This is a genomic window from Aeromonas enteropelogenes (genome assembly GCF_020097295.1).
Classification (GTDB): Bacteria; Pseudomonadota; Gammaproteobacteria; order Enterobacterales; family Aeromonadaceae; genus Aeromonas; species Aeromonas enteropelogenes.
This window is the reverse complement of the sequence record NZ_CP083625.1, coordinates 794,259-812,504: the sequence shown is the minus strand read 5'-3', so window position 1 is coordinate 812,504 and position 18,246 is coordinate 794,259. Positions and strand designations below refer to the sequence as shown.

Here is an 18,246-nt window from a genome sequence, read left to right as displayed (position 1 = left end):
GGGTCGTTTGTCATATCAGGTGGCCATGGCGGCGTTGGTCGCAGACTCCGGCGCTTGCTGCTCTACCGGTGGCTCGACGGCCGGCTCGGGTTCTTGCTGTTTCACCGCTGGCGTAACGGCTGGCTCGGGTTCTTGCTGCTTCACCGGTGGTGTGACCGCCGGTTTGGGCTGCTTGATGCAGGGATGCCGGGTACCCAGGGTGCTCAGGGGCTCGCAGGGGACGGGCAGACCGATGGGAACCGGGTCGCCGAGAAACTTGGGTCCCTTGTCCAGCACGTAGAGGTCGAGCAGCCCCATCACCCTGGCAAACACCTCCCGGATCCGGGTGCGGATCCCCTGATAGGCGCTGGGATCTTCGGCGTTGAAGCCGATGGCGTTGATGCCGAAGTGGTGGGCGATGAAGATGGCTCGCTCATTGTGAAAGCCCTGGGAAACCACGGTGAAGCGCTCCTGGCCGAACACCTCCTTGGCCCGTACCACGGAATCCAGCGTGCGGAATCCGGCGAAGTCCATGTAGATGGCAGCTGCCGGGATGCCCGCCTTGATCAGGGCGCGGCGCATCTGGCGCGGTTCGTTGTATTGCAAGGTGGCGTTGTCGCCGGAGACCAGTATGTAATCCACCTTGGCGTTGTTGTAGAGCTCGGCCGCGGCCTTGATGCGGTACTTGAAGTAGTGGTTGGGGCCGCCACCTGCAAGGTATTTGGAGGTGCCCAGCACCACGGCTACCGGGTTGTATGGCACCTCGCTCACCTCGTCATAGGTGTATTGGCGGGTGTCGGAGACGATCCACTCGCCATAGGCCAGCAGCGAGGCAATCAGCGCCAGCAGCAACAGCAGGGAGGCGAGGAGGATCTTGGCAAACTTCTTCATGCGCGGTGCGATTCGGGTCTGAAGTTGAAGTGGTTTTCGGCATTCTATTACAACTCGGGGGCGGGCGTCAGACTTGATAGCAAGGGGCTGTCTGGCTGGGGCAGGGCTTGTCGCAGCGGCAGAGGATAAAAAAGGGGGCAGCCATGGCTGTCCCCTTGTGCATCAAATGAATCAGTGAGCGGAGTCATTCCCCTTGCAGGCGTCGGACTCCTTGTTGGCCTGCCACCAGGGCAGCAGTTCCCTGTTCAGCCAGGTCTGATAGGCGGCACTGTCGCTGGCGATCAGTTGATCCATCTCCCCCTCGAAGTCACTCAAGGCCTGCTGGCGATCCGGGTTGCGCAGGGCCTGCGCCAGGGCCAGCCAACTGGCGTTGCGACCGGTGTCGTTCAGGAAGCGGTGAACGGTATAGGACCAGGAGTAGACCATGTCGCCGCCCTGATCGTAATCGAGGTGGAGGATCTCCCCCAGGGTCGGCTGCCGGTCGGCGGGGCGGCCGGCTACATTGTCCAGACCGCGGGCGAAGCACTGGCCGTGGGCGATGTACTCCGCCAGCCCCTCCGCCCACCAGGTGGTGCGGTTGAGGGGGTACTGGCCGAAGCTGCCGTACTGGTTGAAGCGGGCATCCAGATAGTGGACGTATTCGTGGCGCAGGTTCCACACCTGGAAGGCGGGGCGCTTCCACTCCGCCTCATAGGCGAAGAAGCGGGCCTGGTTGCCCGGACGAGCCGGATCCCCTTCGATATAGATGCCGCCATTGTCGGTGGAGACCCCGAACAGGGCGCCGCCATAGCGGTTCCAGTCGGCGGAGGAGTCGAAGATCACCAGCTCGAGGGTCTCGTTGTGATCGTCGGCCACCGGTTGCGAACCTGTCTCCATCTGCTGGTGGAACTGCTGCTCCTCCGCCCCCAGCTCGCGGCAGATCTCCTCGGCCTGGGCCAGGGTCAGATCCTGGGCCCGCAGGCGCAGGGTGGGTGAGCAGGTGTGTTCGAACGGCAGTATGTCCTCCATCCGGATGGGGGTGCAGAGGCCGGCGAAGTCACCGCTGATGCAAGCCTCGCTGGTGCGATCCGTGTAGGTGAGGTAGTAGCTGGAGAGGGTCAGGGAGACATCCTCCAGCAGCGTGGCCGGGTGGGGGCCGCCCGGGAGCAGGCCGTGGTGGCGCATGATGGCGATGACATCGCGGTCCAGCAGTTGGCGATAGCGGGCCGCCTCGTCCGGTTGGCTGTAGCTCATCATCCGGTAGAGGCGGCTGTGGGCGTCGAGGATGTTGTTGAAGACAAACAGATCCCGCGACCCGTCACGTTGCTTCCAGAGTGACAGCTCGCTCATGCCGAGCTGGCGCAGGCTCTGGCGCAGGGAGGGCTCCTGTGCCATGAAGGTGGCGCTGAAATCGGCCTGCTGGCCGGCGTTGGCACTCTGGTCGATCAGGTTGAGCAGCTCGAAGATGCCGTCAGCCCAGGGCTTGTGGCCGTTGATCAAGGCGGCATGCTGCGCCGCGTAGACGAGCGCCCGGTTGAGCTGGACCAGCATGGGGTCCGCGCTCTGGCGAAACGCGCTTTGCTCCAGCTGCCCCTGGGCGGCGACGCTCCAGGCCTCCAGCACGGTACCGGCCTGATCCTGCGGTTCGGCAGTGAGCAGCAGGGGGTGATCGAGCAGTGCCATCATCACGGCCGCGAGTTCCCGGGCCACCTGATCGCTCTCCCGGCGCACGCCATCATGGTAGTTGTGGGCGCGCACATAGTAGAGCAGCTTGTCCATGGCCGGGTGGGTCGGCTGGTTGGCGGCCAGCAGGGCGCGCATGCCGCGCACCACCGCCATCAGTTTGGCGTCGTCGTGGCCATAATCGGCCTGCCAGGCGGGACTGTTCTGGCCGCTGACATCGGTGACCAGCTGCGCCGCGTCGGCATCCAGCAGCGTCGTGTCGGGCTGATCCGGCTCGCCGCAGGGACGGCCGTTGGGGCGGTGGCACGCCAGTAGCTCCTCCTTGCTGGCCAGTACGATGGGTCGTTGGATCACCCGGCTCTCCTGCCACTCGTCGGTCTCCGGCAGGGGTTGCCACTCACGGCCGCTGACCGGGTTCTGATAACCCGTGTCTTTCAGGGTCACCATCACCTCGCTGCCGGCCGGAATGACCTGGCGGCAGAGGCGGTAGCGAACGGTGTTCTCCCCCTCCTGCCGCTCCATGGGCTCGTCACACTCCTGCTGGATGGCGGTGGCCTGCTCCAGCTGCCAGCGATAGCTGCGCCAGACGTGCAGCTCGCTGACCTGGCTGGCCGCCAGGCTGCCGGGGACGGGCTGCAGGCGGAAGAACACCTGCTCCAGTCGGCCATCCCGCTCGCTCGGGGTCTCTTCTTTCACTTCCAGCTGTTGCCACTCCTGCGGCTGATAGTGCCACTCGGGCTCGGCGCAGCGCCCTTGGGCGTTCAGTTCGCAGCGATCCAGTTCCTGCTCGGTATGACCCAGCAAGACGGGTTCGGGCAGGGGGAAGCGATCCGTGCGGGGGGCGGTCGGCGTGCCGGCCAGCTGTTCCCAGCGCCCCTCCTTGAGGCCATAGCCGTAGTCGTAGCTGGTGGCGGGCACCGCCTTGCCGGCCGGCACCCGCTGCTCGCAGCTGAGATAGCGGATTTGCCAGCCCGCCTCGACCCGCAATTTGGGCTCGCTGCAGTGATTTTCAGCCAGCGAGGCGAGGTCGCTTCCCTGCCAGTCGAAGCGACGATAGACCCTGAGTTGCTGATAGGGGGCACTTGCGTCGCGTGCCTTGAGTTCATAGGTCACCTCGGTGACGCGGGGGGCGAGCTGGCGGTTCGATTCACCGGTCAGCCGGTAGTCTTGCCAGTCGGCGGGGGAGTAGTCGGCCTGTGCCTGGGCGGCAACAAGCAGCGGGGTGGCCAGCAGCCACCACCTTGAGCCTGAACGAGTCATTGTTATCCCTTCGTTTTTTATTGTCTACGTGGTGAAGGGAGGGCAATCTACTAGGCCCCAAAAGGATATCAACTGTAAATTAACACACTGAAAAATAGATAAAATTTATATCAGACGCCAGTTTGTGACTCGGACGGGGCTTGATTGAAAGTAAAGACTCACATGCGGCTTTTTTGAGCGATGAGTAAAAACATGAAATGTGATGAATGTCACATTTCATGTCTTGTTTCTCGCGTGGTTCCGGGCCGTGTGGGCCAGATGCTGACGGGAGGGCTTCAGGTTGCCGCCGAGATCGGGCCAGGGCAGCCAGTGATCCGGCACCATAAAGCCGGGCAGGGAGGCCCTGATCCAGGCGACCAGTTCGGCATGGGGAACGGGGTATCCGTGCCAGTCGATAAAGGCGGCGGGGCGCTGCCCCCACTCATCGTTCGGCACCGGCACCACCAGCGCCTGGGCGATGGCGGGGTGATCCACCAGCCGCTGCTCTATGGTTTCGGGCTGGATGTTCTCCCCGCCCGAGATGAAGAGGTTGTCGAGCCGCCCCTCCACCACCAGCTCGCCGTTCGGGGTGAGGTGCCCCTTGTCGCGGGTGTGAAACCACCCCTCTTCGTCGAGGGGCAGCTCCAGCGCGCCATCACGGTAGTAACCGGCAAACAGGGTGGCGCCGCGCACGCAGATCTCCAGTCCCTTGATGCACAACTCCCGCCCCGGTAGCGGGCGGCCCACCATCCCCGCCCGGGTGGGCAGGGCGGTACAGACCTGGCTGCCCATCTCGGAGAGGCCGTAGCTCACCTTGGGGGTGAGCCCCATGGCAGCGAGGCGCTCGACCAGCGGCAGCGGGATGGCGGCACCGCCGAGCAGCAGCTCGCGCAATCGGGTGCGTGCAGGATCGAAGCCCCGGGCTAGCAGGCGCCAGAGCTGGGTCGGCACCAGGGACAGGTGGGTGATGGGCTGGCGCTCGAGCCGCGCCTCGAGGGGGCGGCTGCGATCGTCCAGCACCAGGGCGGCTCCCGCCAGAAAGACCCGAAACAGAATGGCGTAACCGCCGACATGAAACAGCGGCAGGGAGAGCAGCCAGCCGCAGGCTTCGTCGAGGGGAATGAGGGCTGCGGAGCCCCGTGCCGAGGCCAGATGGTTGGCCAGCCGATGCACCACGGCCTTCGGTGTACCGCTGGAGCCCGAGGTGAGGATCATGTTGTTGAGCTGCTCTGGTACCAGCGGCCACTCGTCATCACCTGCTGCCAGCTCGCGGCTGAAATCGAGCCGCAGCGCCTGCCAGTCACCGCTCGGCATGTCGCCCGCCGACCAGAAGGCCCGGGCGTCGAGGCGGCCGGCCAGTTCGGCTTGTCGGGTGAGCGGAAAGGCGGGGTTGAGCGGACAGAACACGATACCGCTGCGCACGCAGGCCCAGGCCAGCAGCACATCCTCCAGCGCGCCGCGCACCACGGCGGCCAGATGATCCCCGCGGGTGAGGCCGGCCCGGGCGAGCTGGTCGCACAGGCTGTTGAGGCGCAGATCGAGCGTCCGGTAGCTCAGCGGGGTATCGGTGTGGATGGCGATGCGATGGGGGGCGAGCCTTGCCCAGTGGCGAACCGGGCAAGTCTCCTGCATTGGGGCGGGGAAATCAGTCACGGTAAAACAGGGTCTCCAGGGCGCCGGTGTCCGGCTCCCCGGCTTCGTTTAACAGATCCGCCGCCATCCAGCGACGGGTATCCAGCCCGGGGGCCTGCTCCGGGGCCCACTCTCCGGCGAGGTGGAACAGCTGGTTCAGGCCTAGGCCGGATTCGAAACAGGAGGAGATGATCACCTTGAGCCGCAGCTCGCGGGCGCGGTTGATCAGCGCCTGGCAGCGTTCCAGCGAGCCGAGCAGCATGGGCTTGAGCACCAGGGCGCGCAGCTGCGGGATGGGCTCCCATGGCTTGCCTTGGGCCAGCAGCTCGTCCAGCGCTACCGGCATGCCGGTGCGGCTGGCCACGAAGGCGATGTCGGCGAAATCGGCGCAGGGGTCTTCCAGATACTCGATCCGGTTCGGGTCCAGATGGCCGCAGAAGGTCCAGGCCTCCTCGCGGGTCCAGCCCTGGTTGGCATCCAGCACCAGCTTGAGGGTCGGAATGCGGTCGCACAGCAGCCGGATCAGCGCCAGCTCGTCCCGCATGGGATAGCGGGCCACCTTGAGCTTGGCCTTGTTGGGAGTGCGATGGAGCCACTCTTTCCAGTGTTTCAGCAACTCCTGGGGGGAGCCCTGAATAAGGGGATAGGGTTCGGGTAGGGGGGCCGTCTGTGCGGGCCAGACCCGGCGGGCACAGTCAAAGCCAAATTGCACCGAAGGCAGGCGCGGGGCTATGGGTTGCCCCGCGGCCAGTTGTTCCAGACAGGCGATGGCCTCGGCGTGCGCCTCGGCCAGGGTCTCTTTGGAGAAACCGGGCAGGGGGGCTATCTCCCCCCAGCCGTCGCCAACACGGACCAGCAAGCCCTCGCGCGCCACCTCCACCTTGCCGTGAAAGGTCAGGGGCTGGGTAAAAGGCAGTCGGTAGCGATAGAGGGCGAGTGTCATCAGGGGTTCCGCTTGTATTTGGAGAAGTCGGGGCGGCGCTTTTCGTTGAAGGCATTGCGCCCTTCCTGACCCTCTTCGGTCATGTAGAACAGCATGGTGGCATTGCCTGCCAGCTCCTGCAAGCCCGCCTGACCATCGCAGTCGGCGTTCAGCGCGGCTTTCAGGCAGCGCAGGGCCATCGGGCTGTGTTGCAGCATCTCGCGGCACCAGCGCACGGTTTCACGCTCCAGGTCGGCGACCGGCACCACGGTATTGACCAATCCCATATCGAGGGCCTGCTTGGCGTCATACAGACGGCACAGGAACCAGATCTCGCGGGCCTTCTTCTGGCCGACGATGCGCGCCATGTAGGAGGCACCCCAGCCGCCGTCGAAGGAGCCCACTTTCGGACCGGTCTGGCCGAACATGGCGTTGTCCGCGGCGATGGTCAGATCACACATCATGTGCAGCACATGGCCGCCGCCGACGGCGTAGCCGGCCACCATGGCCACCACGGGTTTCGGGCAGGTGCGGATGTCGCGCTGGAAGTCGAGCACGTTGAGGTGATGAGTCCCCTCGTCGTCGCGGTAGCCGCCGTAGTCGCCCCGGATCTTCTGGTCGCCACCGGCGCAGAAGGCCTTCTCGCCGAAGCCGGTCAGGATGATGGTGCCGACCTGATCGTCATAGCGGGCATCGGCCAGCGCCTGCAGCATCTCTTTCACGGTGCGAGGGCGGAAGGCGTTGCGTACCTGGGGGCGGTTGATGGTGATCTTGGCAATGCCATCGCCGGACTTGTGATAGAGGATGTCCTCGTAACCGGCGGAGCAATCGCGCCACTCGACAGGTGCGTACAGTTCAGCTTCCGTCATTGCCTCAATCATGGTTTTTTCCTTCTAGTCTGTTCGAGCGAAAATGGAGCAATCACGGCCTGCTGGACAGGTGCGTACCGTCCCGCTTCCGTCATTGCTTCAATCATGACTCTTCTCTTCTGGTTGGTTGACCCACTTCGCAAGGAACCGGGCAAAGATCTCGGGCTGGCTGGCGTGCAGGTTGTGGCCGCCATCCAGTACCAAGTGGTTGATTTTGCGATGCTGACTCGCCAGCTGGCAAGCCAGGTGGTGGAATTTCTGATCCCGCTTGCCGCTCACATAGGTGACCGGCAATTCGGCCTTTGCCAGCCAGGGGGCGAGATCGGGCTGTTGCCCCAGCGAGGTGGCGCGCAGCATGGTGGCGATGGCGCCACCCCGGTTGCCGAGGCGACGGGCGATCTGGCGGGCTCGGGCCGTTTCGTCCAGATCGGCAAAGACCCCCTGCCGGTACCAGTCCGCCAACACCTCGGCAAGCGGCTCGCGCTCGAAGCGCATCGCCCACCCCTCGTCATGGGCGATGCGGGCGGCCCGCTCGGCAGCAGGCAGACCGGGATGGCAGTTCTCCAGCAGCAGGGCCTGCAAACCATTCGGGGAGCGGCTGGCGTGATAGAGGGCGAGGCGCCCGCCGAGGGAATAGCCCGCCAGCAGATAGAGCTCGATATCGTGGGAGGCCAGCTCGTCACAGAGCCAGCGATGGGCCTCGTCAAAGCCGTTCACCCGCACAGCGTGGTTGCAGCCGTGGCCCGGCAGGTCGAGGGCCACGCAGCGGATGGCGGGCAGGCGGTCGATCACCGGCTGCCAGTCAGCGCCATCCCCCAGCAGGCCGTGCAGCAGCACCAGGGTGTGCGGCCGTTGGGGCTGTTCAGGCGCCACGGATGGCGGCCCCCAGCGCCTTGAGATCATCGGCCACCTGTTCGCTCGGCACCCGGATCTCGATCAGGGTGACGCCGGCACCGAGCGCCTCGGTATAGGCCTGCTCGAACTCGGCCAGGCTGTCCGGCGCACGATAGGCGAGGCCGAACATGGCGGCGGCATGCTCGAAGCACAGGCCATGGGGCAGCCGATAGTAGCTCTCCAGCAGCTCCCCTTCGGTGGGCACCGGCAGCATGCGAAAGATGCTGCCGCCGTCGTTGTTGAGCAGGATCACCACCAGCGGTCGGCTGGCCTTGCCAAGCAGGGCCAGGCTGTTGAGATCGTGCAGGGCGCTGAGATCCCCGAGTAGCAGGGTGGTGGGCTCGGCGCTGCCCTGTTCGACCGATTGCGCGAAGCCGTAGGCGGTGGCAATGAGGCCATCGATGCCGGAGGCGCCGCGGTTGGTCATCACCCGGCTCGGCCCCTGGCCCGGGGTGCCCAGCATATCCATCAGCCGGGCCGGCATGCTGTTGCCGACAAACAGCTGACCGCAGATCAGCCGGTTGAGGCGATGGCACACCCCCAATTCGGAGAAGCGTTCGCAGGCGGCGGCGATCTGCCGACTCGCCTTCTGTTGCAGGGCGTCCAGCCGGTGCCAGGGAGTCGCCGTGGCTGCGACCGGATGAGCCGCCACGAAGGCGCTGGCGCTGCAGAGCAGGCGGTTGCGCAGCCGGTAGTCGGGGTCGAGCCGGGCCGGCTGCGGATCCACCAGCCAGTAATCCTGCCAGGGATGGCGCTTGATAAACTGACCGAGGCGCTTGGAGACCAGGCGGGCGCCAAATTGCAGCAATACCTCGGCGCGCCCCAGTTCGGCGACGAAGCCGGGATCGTTGAGCGCCAAATCCATGTGGATGAGGTTGCGAGCATCGAAGCGGATCTGGCTCTGGATATCCGCCAACAGGGGCCAACCGAGGCGCTCGGCCAGCTCGACCACCGCTTGCGCCTGGTCGGGGTGGGAGATCCGCCCGGCGATGATGACGCCGCGCTTGCCTTGCAGCTCGCTCCAGCCGGCCTGGGGCAGGCAGCTCTGCTCACCCAGCTGCCAGGGGCTCCAGGGGCGAACCGAGGTGAGCCAGTCGCCGAGGGGGGCCAGATAGGCGGCAAAATCCTGATACTGGTCGCCGGGGTAGAGGGGCTCGGGATACATGCAGTTGATGTGTACCACCCCAGGCGTGCGTGCCTGTTGTGCCAGAGCCTGATCCACCGAGCTCAGCACGAAGGCGGCGGGGATGGTGGGGGTGGGGCTTGGCAGGCTCTGCTGAAAAACGGGGTAGTGGCCGAAGATCCCCTGCTGGTCGATGGCCTGGTTGGCGCCGTTGTCGATGAGCTCGTGGGGGCGGTCGGCGGAGAGAATGATGAGCGGCACGCCGGTGAGCTGGGCCTCGGCCACCGCGGGCCAGAGGTTGGCGACCGCGGTGCCCGACGTCATGATCACCGCTACCGGGCGGTTGCTGCCCTTGGCCAACCCCAGCGCCATGAAGCCCAGACCCCGCTCGTCGAAATGCAGATGGCGGCGAAACCCGGAGTGGGCGGCGGCGGCCATGGTGAGCGGGGCGCTGCGCGAACCCGGGGCCAGCGCGATATCGCGCACCCCGAGGCGATAAAGCTCCTCCAGTAGCAGGGAGGACCAGACATGGTTGAAGGTGGCGTGCTGAGTGGGAAAGACGGTGCTCGCAAACACTTCACTGGCGGACATAAGCGCTCTCGCGGGTTGGAAAGAGGATGAACGGCTATCCCAGCAGGGAGAGCACATTGGCGATCTTGTTGTCGAGCTCGGCCCACTCGGCGGCGGGCTCGGAACCCGCCACTATGCCGGCGCCGGCAAACAGGGTGACGCTGCCAGGCTGGATGCGGGCACTGCGAATGGCGACGGCAAACTCCGAAGTCTCCCGGCTCAGCATGCCGCAGGCCCCGGCATACCAGCCGCGCTCGTAGGGTTCGTTTTCGCGGATGAAGGCCAGCGCCGCTTCGCGCGGGGCGCCGCCCACAGCAGGGGTCGGGTGCAGGGCTTCGAGCAACTGCCAGTCGCAGACGCCGGGCTTGAGCTCGGCCTCGATGTCGCATTTGAGATGTTGCAGCAGGCGCAGCTTCAGGATGCGCGGCTCGGTCAGGGTGGCGTCGTGGGCCAGCTGGGCCAGGCGGCTCAGGATGTCGGCATGCACCAGCCGATTCTCCAGCCGGTTCTTGCTGTCGGCCAGCAGCTCGGCGGCCAGGGCGGCATCGGTCGCCTCGTCGCCAGAACGGCGGATGGTGCCTGCCAGCGCCTCGCTAAAGAGGTGGCGATCCTCGCGGCGGTAAAGGCGCTCGGGGGAGCAGGCGATAAAGGCCTGCTCGGGGGAAAACTGGAAGCCGAAGTGGAAGCAGTCCTGGGCATGGCCGATCCACTGGTTGAGCATGACCCAGGGGCAGACATCCTCGCCGCCATGGTGGCTGGTCAGCACGCTCTCGCGGGAGAGCACCACCTTGGGGGTGTGGGCCTGAAATGCGGGGGAGGTGACTTGCTCCACCAGGCGTTGCCACTGGGCCGGCTCAGGGCAATCCTGACGCTGCCAGCGCTGCTTTTGCAGCTGGGCCAGGGGCGCTTCCGGCTGCAGGGCGTCGAGGGCGGCTTCGGCGGCGGCCAGCTCGGACTCGAGGTTCTCTTTGGTCAGCCAGAGGTTGAGGCAGAGGCTGACACACTCGCCGCGGCGCACCAGCTCGATGCGGGGCAGCACGAAGCGACAGGCGCCAAACCCTTGCCAGCCCGGCTGGGCCGGATCGAACGCCACGCCGCCATAGTAGCGGGGGCTGTCGTCATGATACTGGCTGGTGTTGGTGCAGACCTGGCGGATGGCATCGGGCTCGGTCAGTTCGTGGATGGCACCCAGGGCAACATACTCGGGGCGATCCTGGCCACGGGCGTGCCAATAGATGCGGGGGTAGAGAGTCTGCGCCGCGAGCCAGCCCAGGAAGGATCGAACCTCGATCCCTACGCGCAGTCGTACGAAGCCGCTGACGTTGTTGTGACGCAGGGCGTCCAGTTGTTGCTTGATATGGGTCTGAGCCAACATGGATGTAGTGTCTGAACCGGGTAGTAACGACCGATCCCGTAGCAGGATGCCGTAGGTTTATGCCAAAGGGCGATGATTTCCTATATATTATCTGCCCATTCGTCCATGTAAATCGCCCGAGGGAGCTTCACTTCCGGGGCCCAGTATACCCAAATCCGGTTCGATAACCCTTAACACGATCAATATCCGATTGTTTGGCCATCACAATATGACAAATACCTTATCAACATGGTTGCTGGCGGCTCGTTTGCGAACATTGCCGCTCGCCTGCTCGTCCATTCTCCTGGGTTCTGGGCTGGCCGCCAGCCGCGGCGCCTTCGACGGCACCATCATGGCGCTCTCCCTGCTGACCGCCATCCTGCTGCAGATCCTCTCCAATCTGGCCAACGACTACGGCGATGCGGTCTCCGGTGCCGACAATGGCGAGCGGATCGGTCCCCAGCGGGCCGTGGTATCCGGCCTCATCACCCGCAAGCAGATGTGCGTGGCGATGGCGCTGACCGCGCTGGCGGCGGTGGCGAGCGGCCTGTTGCTGCTGGGCTGCGCCTTCGGCGGCCAGTGGCTGCAGATCCTGGCGTTTGTGGTGCTGGGCGGGGCGGCCATCGTCGCGGCGGTGACCTACACGGTGGGCAAGACTCCTTACGGTTATCGCGGCTTTGGCGATATCTCGGTGTTCCTGTTCTTCGGCCTGCTGGGGGTGCTCGGCTCCTACTACCTCTTTACCAAGACCCTGCAGTGGGATCTGCTGTTGCCCGCGGCCGCCTGTGGCCTGCTGGCCACCGCCGTGCTCAACATCAACAACGTGCGCGACATCGAAACCGATGCCGCCAGCGGCAAGATCACCCTGGCAGTGCGCCTCGGTCGCAATCGCGCCATCGCCTATCACTGGGTGCTGCTGGGATCTGCCGTGCTGGCGACCGTACTCTTCATCCTGACCCAGCCGGCCAGCTTCTGGCCCTGGATCTTCCTGCCGGCCATGAAGCCACTGACCGATGCGGCCAGGACACTGCGAGAGAGTTTCGATGGCGAGGTGCTGACAGGCGCCCTCAAGAAGACCGCCATCAGCGCCTTCCTCTACAGCCTGTTGCTCTCCATCGGGCTGGCGCTCTCCTGAGTCGCGACCCGTTTTGGCAATGAAAAAGGGCTCCCGGACGGGGGCCCTTTTTGCTGGCTGGGGTATGCTGCCTTGCATGCCACCCACCAAGCAGGGAAAGCCGCCATGCGCGACTCACTCAGAGAGAAAATCATCCAGGTCTGCCACCAGAAAATTGCGCAAAAGGGGGAGGCGGTCGGGCTCTCCTTCTATGCCTTCTTCGCCAACAAGAATGAGGATCCCGAGTTGTTGATGGAGGCGGCGACCTGGTGGATCCAGACCCACAGGCTCGATCACTTCGAAAAGGCCAGCAAGATCCTCCGGCTGGTCGAGGCTATGAAATAGGCCGAATTGAAGCAGCAAGGGCTCCCCATCGGGAGTCCTTGCTATTGAATGGCGTTGTCATTTGGTCGTGAGAGTGGGGCCTAGCCTATCTCCGCCAGTTTTGGTGCGCGGCGGGAGAAGATCAGGCTGTCCAGCAGCCAGATGGCGACCATGGAGGCGCCTACCAGCGGGAAGCAGATGCCGAGCAGGATCAGCAGGGCGATGGCGCCACGCATGGGGGGGAGGCTGGCGGGCAGCGGCGGGGCGGCCAGGCGGCCCTGCGGGCGACGGCACCACCAGATCCACAGGCCGCTCACCGCGCTGGCCAGCACCATCAGGCAGATGAGCAGCATGGCGAGCTGGTGAGGCCAGCCATAGAGCTTGCCCATGTGCAGCATGACGCCAGTCTCCACCGTCTTGGCCACCGGGCCGTAATCCTGCCAGCGCACGTCGGCCAGCACCTTGCCGCTGTATTGATCGATGTGCAGGGTGGCATCGTTGCGCGGGTCGTCGGCAAACAGGGCGATGGTGAAGACACCACGATCCCCCGCCGGCGGCGTGATGTTGTAACCCGGGCTGACCCCGCGCTCGCGGGCAATCTCCACCACCTGTTGCAGCGGGATGCGCCGGCTGGCCATCACCACGCCGTCGTGGGTGCTGCCATGGTTCATGGCTCCGTGATCATGGCCCTCTTCCACCATCCGGGAATCCGGCATGGGGGTATTTTCCACCGCCCAGGGCACTGTCTGCTCATGAGCCTGGTTGAGGCTGCGGGCAAGGGGGGCCGATTTGGGCACCTGGTTCCACATGGCGGCGGGGAAGCGGTTCCACACATTGGCAAACTGATCGCCCCAGAAACCGGTCCAGGTCATGCCGCTCAGCAGCAACAGCAGCAGGAAGCCGGCACCCCAGAAGCCGACCACGGCGTGCAGGTCACGCCACCAGAGGCGGCCACGCTGGTGCATTCTGGGCCAGAGGATGCCGCCCATGCCCGGTCCCTTGCGCGGCCACCAGAGGTAGAGGCCGCTGATGAGCAGCACCAGTCCCCAGCCGGCGGCCAGCTCGATCAGCCGATCCCCCGTGGTGCCGAGCAACAGATCGGCGTGCAGGGCGCGCGCCACCGCCTGCAGGTTCCACTTGTTGTCCATGGTGCCGAGCAGGTTGCCGCTGGCGGGATCCATGAACAGGGTCAGCTCCTGGCCCTGTTGCATGACGATGAGCTGGGCGCTGGCATCCGGGCTGGCCGGTGGCAGGTATTTGCGCAGGCTGGCATCCGGCATGGCAGCCATCGCCCTGGTCAGCAGCTCATCGGCGCTCAGGGTCTGGGCCGTCGGGGTCACCTTCATCAGCTCGGGGTACATCAGGTTGTCGAGCTGGGGCTTGAACAGATAGATGATGCCGGTCAGGGAGAGCAGGATCAGGAAGGGGGCGACAAACAGGCCGGCATAAAAGTGCCAGCGCCAGATCCGTTGGTAGTAATGGGCATCCCTGTTTTTCATCTCGTGTCCTTGTGTCGATGACCAACATTCCTGCTGGTGGAGTGTTTTATGGCCGCGGATGATAACAGCAACGTTTTGTTAACGGCAATGCCACATCTCTGGTCGGACCCTTGGATGAAATGAAAAGAGATTGTTGATAAAGATCATAATGAGTGGAAGCAAGGGGGTGCCATGGGGTCAGCGGCAGTATGGGAACCGGATGGTGTTTTCGATGCTGTAGATTTTTTTATGTAAATCATTATCTTATAGCAACAGCCACTGGAGTGGCGCCGGTCAGGGAGGAACGGAATGCAGCCGCACGGCAAGTTTGCAATGGAACGCAGGGGGCAGATGCTGATCTGCCGCCCGAGTGGTGCCTTCAATCTGGCGGGCGCCATGGCCTACGAGGCCCGCTTCCGCGATGCGCTGGCGGAACTGCAAGGCGGCCCCTGGGGCATAGTCGAGGTTATCACCGAGTTCGAGGCGGCTGGCCCCGAAGTGCTTCACCGCTTTCATCGCCAGTTTGACTGGTGCGCCGGCAGCGGTTGCCAGTATCTGGCGGTGGTGTTGTCGGGAGGCTTCAAGCGTTATCTGGCCGATCAGGTCTTCGCCGGAGTGCCCTTCAAGGCGGTGCATTACTGCGAGTGCGAGCAGGCGGCCATCACCTGGCTCGAGGCGCAGCTGGCCCGCTCACCCTCCTAATCGAGTCTGATAAACCACTTGTCCCGTTCGTCGATGCAGTCGGGTTCGCCCATTTCGAATTCCCGGCAGATCAGGGGGCGCACATCGTAGATGCGGCACATCATGGTATTGCGATCGAGCGCCGCGCACCAGCCATCGTCCAGCCGCTGCATCACGGGCACTTCGCCCTCCCGCTCTTCGATGTAGCGATCCGGCACCCCTGTGTCGGTCAGCAGCATTACTTCCAGGCGGCAGCAGCAGGCTTCGCAGTTCTGGCAGCTTATCTGTGGCTCAGTTGTCCGGGTCATGGTCTCTATCTTGTCGTCTTGCGACCTTGGTGAAAATGAAACAGGCGCCATGCCGGCGCCTGTGCTCGTCGGGCTTAGCCCAGTTTGCGGGCGCGGTAGCTGCGTCCCTTGATCTTGCCTTCCTGCAGCCGCTTGAGCGCCGCCTTGGCCACGCTCTGCTTGACCGCGACGTAGGAGTACTGCTCGGCGATCTGGATCTTGCCCACATCTGCCCCGGCAATACCACCCTCGCCGGTCAGGGCGCCCAGGATATCCCCGGCCCGCACCTTGGTCTTGCGACCCGCGTCGATGGAGAGCGTCACCATCTGGGGCGCAAGCGGCTTGATAGTGCGGCCGATGGCATCGAGATCGCCTTGTAGCAGCGGTGCCTGCTGGTACTCCTCGATGAGGTTGACGCGCTGCGCTTCGTTCGGCTGATAGAGGCTCAGGGCCAGACCCTGCTGACCGGCGCGGCCGGTGCGGCCGATACGGTGCACATGCACCTCGGGGTCATAGGTGAGCTCATAGTTGATGACGGCACCCAGCTCCTTGATGTCGAGGCCACGGGCCGCCACGTCGGTGGCCACCAGTATGGTGGCGCTGCCGTTGGCAAAGCGGACCAGCACCTGATCCCGCTCGCGCTGCTCCAGATCGCCGTTCAGCGCCAGCGCCGAGAAGCCCTTGGCGGCCAGGTGGTCGGCCACATCGTTACAGGCGCGCTTGGTGTTGCAGAACACCACGCAGGAGGCCGGTTGATAGTGGCTCAGTAGCCAGGTGAGGGCGTCGAGACGCTGGCCGGCCGGCACTTCATAGAGCTTCTGTTCGATGGCACTCTCCTGATGCAGGGACTCCACGCTCACCTCGACCGGGTTGCGCTGCACGCCGCGGCTCATCTGGGCGATCCCCTCCGGATAGGTGGCGGAGAAGAGCAGGGTCTGGCGATCCCGCGGCGCATAACTGATGACCCGGTTGATGTCTTCGCCAAAGCCCATGTCCAGCATGCGATCCGCCTCGTCCAGCACCAGCGTCTTGAGGCAATCCAGATCGAGGGTGCCCTGCTCCAGATGCTTGAGCACCCGGCCCGGGGTGCCGACGGCGATGTGGGCGCCAAAGCCCAGGGTGGCTGACTGCGGTGCGGTCGGTGTGCCGCCGCACAAGGTCACCAGCTTGACGTTGGGCAGGGTGCGGGCCAGGCGACGGATCTCGGTGGCCACCTGATCCGCCAGCTCGCGGGTCGGGCAGAGCACCAGTGCCTGCACCTCAAGCCGGTTGACGTCGAGGCTGGCCAGCAGGCCGAGACCGAAGGCGGCGGTCTTGCCGCTGCCGGTTTTTGCCTTGGCGATCAAGTCTTTGCCATCGAGCACCAGAGGCAGGCTCTGGGCCTGGATCGGGGTCATCTGCAGATAACCCAGGCTGGCGAGGTTCTCTTGCAGGGCGGAGGGGAGGTTCAGGCTGCTAAATTCGCTGTTGTTCACAAAAGGACTCTATTTCACGGAAAACGGGGTGCGCGGCGCGCAAGGGGGCGCATCATACCAGAATGTGACGTCCGATGTGGCGGAAATTTGAACGGTTGATCGAGGGGCTGTTGGCGGTGTCATTGGTTTATCTGCCAGAGTTTGATGGCAAGCCAACGGCAGCTGCGAAGAAATTAAATAAAAGGTGTTTGGTTATATAAGATAAACGTTTTGCTGATGTCTTGTTTAAATAAAGGAATGTTTCGGCTCCTGTTTAAACAGGGTTAAAAATATCAAAGCTCAATCAATGTTATCTGGTTAATAGTTTATCGTATTGAATTTACTCAATTTTGATGTTTTTTTATTTAGAGCGTTAAAAACGGATTTTTCAAGATTAATTTAAAAACGTTTTTACCATGGCAAGCTCCCGATTATTGAGTGGGAGTGTGATGATTCTCTGATTTTTAAATATACGAATCTCTATGATGGCGCCGGTCGAAAATTACAATTCACCCAGGTGCTACAGGTATGGAATATCTTCACTTCATGCTCGGACTCGTGATGGTCCTTGCGCTTTCGCTGCTGGCCAACCGCCACAACTGGAAACAGATCAAGGTGCGCTACATCATCCAGCTGCTGGTGGTCGAGCTGGCGCTGGCCTGGTTCATGCTGAACTCGGAAGTGGGTCTGGCAGTGGTGGGAGGCTTTGCTGCCGGCTTCACCAAGCTGATGGAGTTTGCCAAACAGGGAACCGACTTCGTGTTTGGTGGCCTGGTCAACGAGGGGGCTTTCTCCTTCTTCCTGATGGTGCTGATGCCCATCGTTTTCATCTCCGTGCTGATCGGCATCCTGCAGTACATCCGTCTGCTGCCGCTGGTCATTCGTGGTATAGGTACCGTGCTGGCCAAAATCAACGGCATGGGCAAGCTGGAATCCTTCAACGCCATCAGCGCCATGATTGTTGGCCAGTCTGAAAACTTCATCGCGCTCAAGAAGATACTGCCGCACCTCAACGAGAAGCAGATGTACACCCTGGCGGCGACCGCCATGTCCACCGTCTCCATGTCCATCGTCGGCGCCTACATGCAGCTGATCGAACCGCGTTACGTGGTGGCCGCTCTGGTGCTCAACATGTTCAGCACCTTCGTGGTGTTGTCCCTCATCAACCCCTACGAACCGGACAATACGGTGACCGACGCCAAGGCGCTGGCCGAGGGGGACGAGCACCACACCCCGAAGAAGGAGAACTTCTTCGAGATGCTGGGGGAGTACATCATGGCCGGTTTCACCGTGGCGGTCATCGTCGGGGCCATGCTGGTGGGCTTCATCGCCCTGATCGCCCTCATCAACTACCTGTTCGAGATGGCGTTTGGCGTCAACTTCCAGCACGTCATGGGCTACATTTTCTATCCCATCGCCTGGATCCTGGGCATCCCGGGCAGTGAAGCGCTGCAGGCGGGCTCCATCATGGCGACCAAGCTGGTGACCAACGAGTTTGTGGCCATGATGGATCTGGGCAAGACCGCCGCTGATCTCTCGCCACGCACCGTCGGCATCCTCTCCATCTTCATGGTCTCGTTCGCCAACTTCAGCTCCATCGGCATCATCGCCGGTGCGGTGAAAGCGCTCAACGAAGAGAAGGGCAACATGGTCTCCCGCTTCGGCCTCAAGCTGGTCTACGGCTCCACCCTGGTGAGCCTGCTCTCCGCCGTGATCGCAGGCATCATGATCTGATCATTCGCTGCCTTGCGATTGTCAGGCCCCCGGCTTTTC

The 18,246-nt window shown here is 63.6% G+C and carries 15 protein-coding genes; 4 read left to right on the top strand and 11 right to left on the bottom strand.

Going from position 1 to position 18,246, the window contains the following annotated elements:
- Nucleotides 1-15: 15 nt before the first annotated feature.
- The 8 genes from LA321_RS03760 to LA321_RS03725 form a co-directional block, all read right to left on the bottom strand.
- On the bottom strand, nucleotides 16-870 hold the full coding sequence (locus LA321_RS03760; protein ID WP_082043445.1) for a SanA/YdcF family protein: 855 nt from the start codon (nucleotides 868-870) through the stop codon (nucleotides 16-18).
- A 171-nt stretch (nucleotides 871-1,041) separates the two neighbouring features.
- Nucleotides 1,042-3,792 carry a collagenase gene (locus tag LA321_RS03755; protein ID WP_042072677.1) on the bottom strand — a complete coding sequence of 917 codons (2,751 nt, stop codon included), beginning with the start codon at nucleotides 3,790-3,792 and terminating at the stop codon, nucleotides 1,042-1,044.
- A gap of 216 nt (nucleotides 3,793-4,008) precedes the next feature.
- A complete protein-coding gene (locus tag LA321_RS03750; protein WP_042072676.1) occupies nucleotides 4,009-5,403 on the bottom strand; it encodes an AMP-binding protein in 1,395 nt (464 codons plus the stop codon).
- 13 nt (nucleotides 5,404-5,416) lie between these two features.
- Nucleotides 5,417-6,346, bottom strand: a complete 930-nt coding sequence (gene menC / locus LA321_RS03745) for an o-succinylbenzoate synthase (RefSeq protein WP_042072674.1) — start codon at nucleotides 6,344-6,346, stop codon at nucleotides 5,417-5,419.
- A complete protein-coding gene (gene menB, locus LA321_RS03740; RefSeq protein WP_042072673.1) occupies nucleotides 6,346-7,206 on the bottom strand; it encodes a 1,4-dihydroxy-2-naphthoyl-CoA synthase in 861 nt (286 codons plus the stop codon). The genes menC and menB overlap by 1 nt, the downstream gene beginning before the upstream one ends.
- Nucleotides 7,207-7,293: 87 nt before the next feature.
- Nucleotides 7,294-8,097 (bottom strand): 2-succinyl-6-hydroxy-2,4-cyclohexadiene-1-carboxylate synthase, encoded by an 804-nt coding sequence (menH, locus tag LA321_RS03735; protein ID WP_042072672.1) that lies wholly within the window; start codon nucleotides 8,095-8,097, stop codon nucleotides 7,294-7,296.
- Complete coding sequence (menD, locus tag LA321_RS03730) at nucleotides 8,057-9,802, bottom strand: 2-succinyl-5-enolpyruvyl-6-hydroxy-3-cyclohexene-1-carboxylic-acid synthase (protein ID WP_042025913.1); 1,746 nt, start codon at nucleotides 9,800-9,802, stop codon at nucleotides 8,057-8,059. Before menD ends, menH begins: the two co-directional genes overlap by 41 nt.
- Before the next feature lie 34 nt (nucleotides 9,803-9,836).
- Nucleotides 9,837-11,156, bottom strand: coding sequence for an isochorismate synthase (locus tag LA321_RS03725; RefSeq protein ID WP_042072670.1), 1,320 nt, complete (start codon nucleotides 11,154-11,156; stop codon nucleotides 9,837-9,839).
- A 208-nt stretch (nucleotides 11,157-11,364) separates the two neighbouring features.
- Here LA321_RS03725 and LA321_RS03720 point away from each other — a divergent pair, with 208 nt between their 5' ends.
- A complete protein-coding gene (locus tag LA321_RS03720; protein WP_042072708.1) occupies nucleotides 11,365-12,270 on the top strand; it encodes a 1,4-dihydroxy-2-naphthoate polyprenyltransferase in 906 nt (301 codons plus the stop codon).
- Nucleotides 12,271-12,375: 105 nt separating this feature from the next.
- Nucleotides 12,376-12,594 carry a DUF6500 family protein gene (locus tag LA321_RS03715; protein ID WP_042072669.1) on the top strand — a complete coding sequence of 73 codons (219 nt, stop codon included), beginning with the start codon at nucleotides 12,376-12,378 and terminating at the stop codon, nucleotides 12,592-12,594.
- 80 nt (nucleotides 12,595-12,674) lie between these two features.
- On the opposite strand, the gene LA321_RS03710 is transcribed toward LA321_RS03715, so the two are convergent.
- Entirely contained in the window at nucleotides 12,675-14,072 is a 1,398-nt protein-coding gene (locus tag LA321_RS03710) for a PepSY-associated TM helix domain-containing protein (protein ID WP_042072668.1), read from the bottom strand.
- Nucleotides 14,073-14,360: 288 nt separating this feature from the next.
- Here LA321_RS03710 and LA321_RS03705 point away from each other — a divergent pair, with 288 nt between their 5' ends.
- Nucleotides 14,361-14,753, top strand: coding sequence for a hypothetical protein (locus tag LA321_RS03705; RefSeq protein ID WP_042072667.1), 393 nt, complete (start codon nucleotides 14,361-14,363; stop codon nucleotides 14,751-14,753).
- Here the strand turns inward: LA321_RS03705 and LA321_RS03700 are convergent.
- Both LA321_RS03700 and dbpA read right to left on the bottom strand, forming a co-directional pair.
- Nucleotides 14,750-15,040: a YkgJ family cysteine cluster protein gene (locus LA321_RS03700; protein ID WP_042072665.1), complete on the bottom strand. Its 291-nt coding sequence runs from the start codon at nucleotides 15,038-15,040 to the stop codon at nucleotides 14,750-14,752. The genes LA321_RS03705 and LA321_RS03700 overlap by 4 nt on opposite strands.
- Before the next feature lie 74 nt (nucleotides 15,041-15,114).
- Nucleotides 15,115-16,494 carry an ATP-dependent RNA helicase DbpA gene (gene dbpA, locus LA321_RS03695; RefSeq protein ID WP_042072664.1) on the bottom strand — a complete coding sequence of 460 codons (1,380 nt, stop codon included), beginning with the start codon at nucleotides 16,492-16,494 and terminating at the stop codon, nucleotides 15,115-15,117.
- Nucleotides 16,495-17,001: 507 nt separating this feature from the next.
- Between dbpA and LA321_RS03690 the strand changes: the two genes are divergently transcribed.
- Nucleotides 17,002-18,207, top strand: a complete 1,206-nt coding sequence (locus tag LA321_RS03690; protein WP_042072663.1) for a NupC/NupG family nucleoside CNT transporter — start codon at nucleotides 17,002-17,004, stop codon at nucleotides 18,205-18,207.
- Nucleotides 18,208-18,246: the final 39 nt, after the last annotated feature.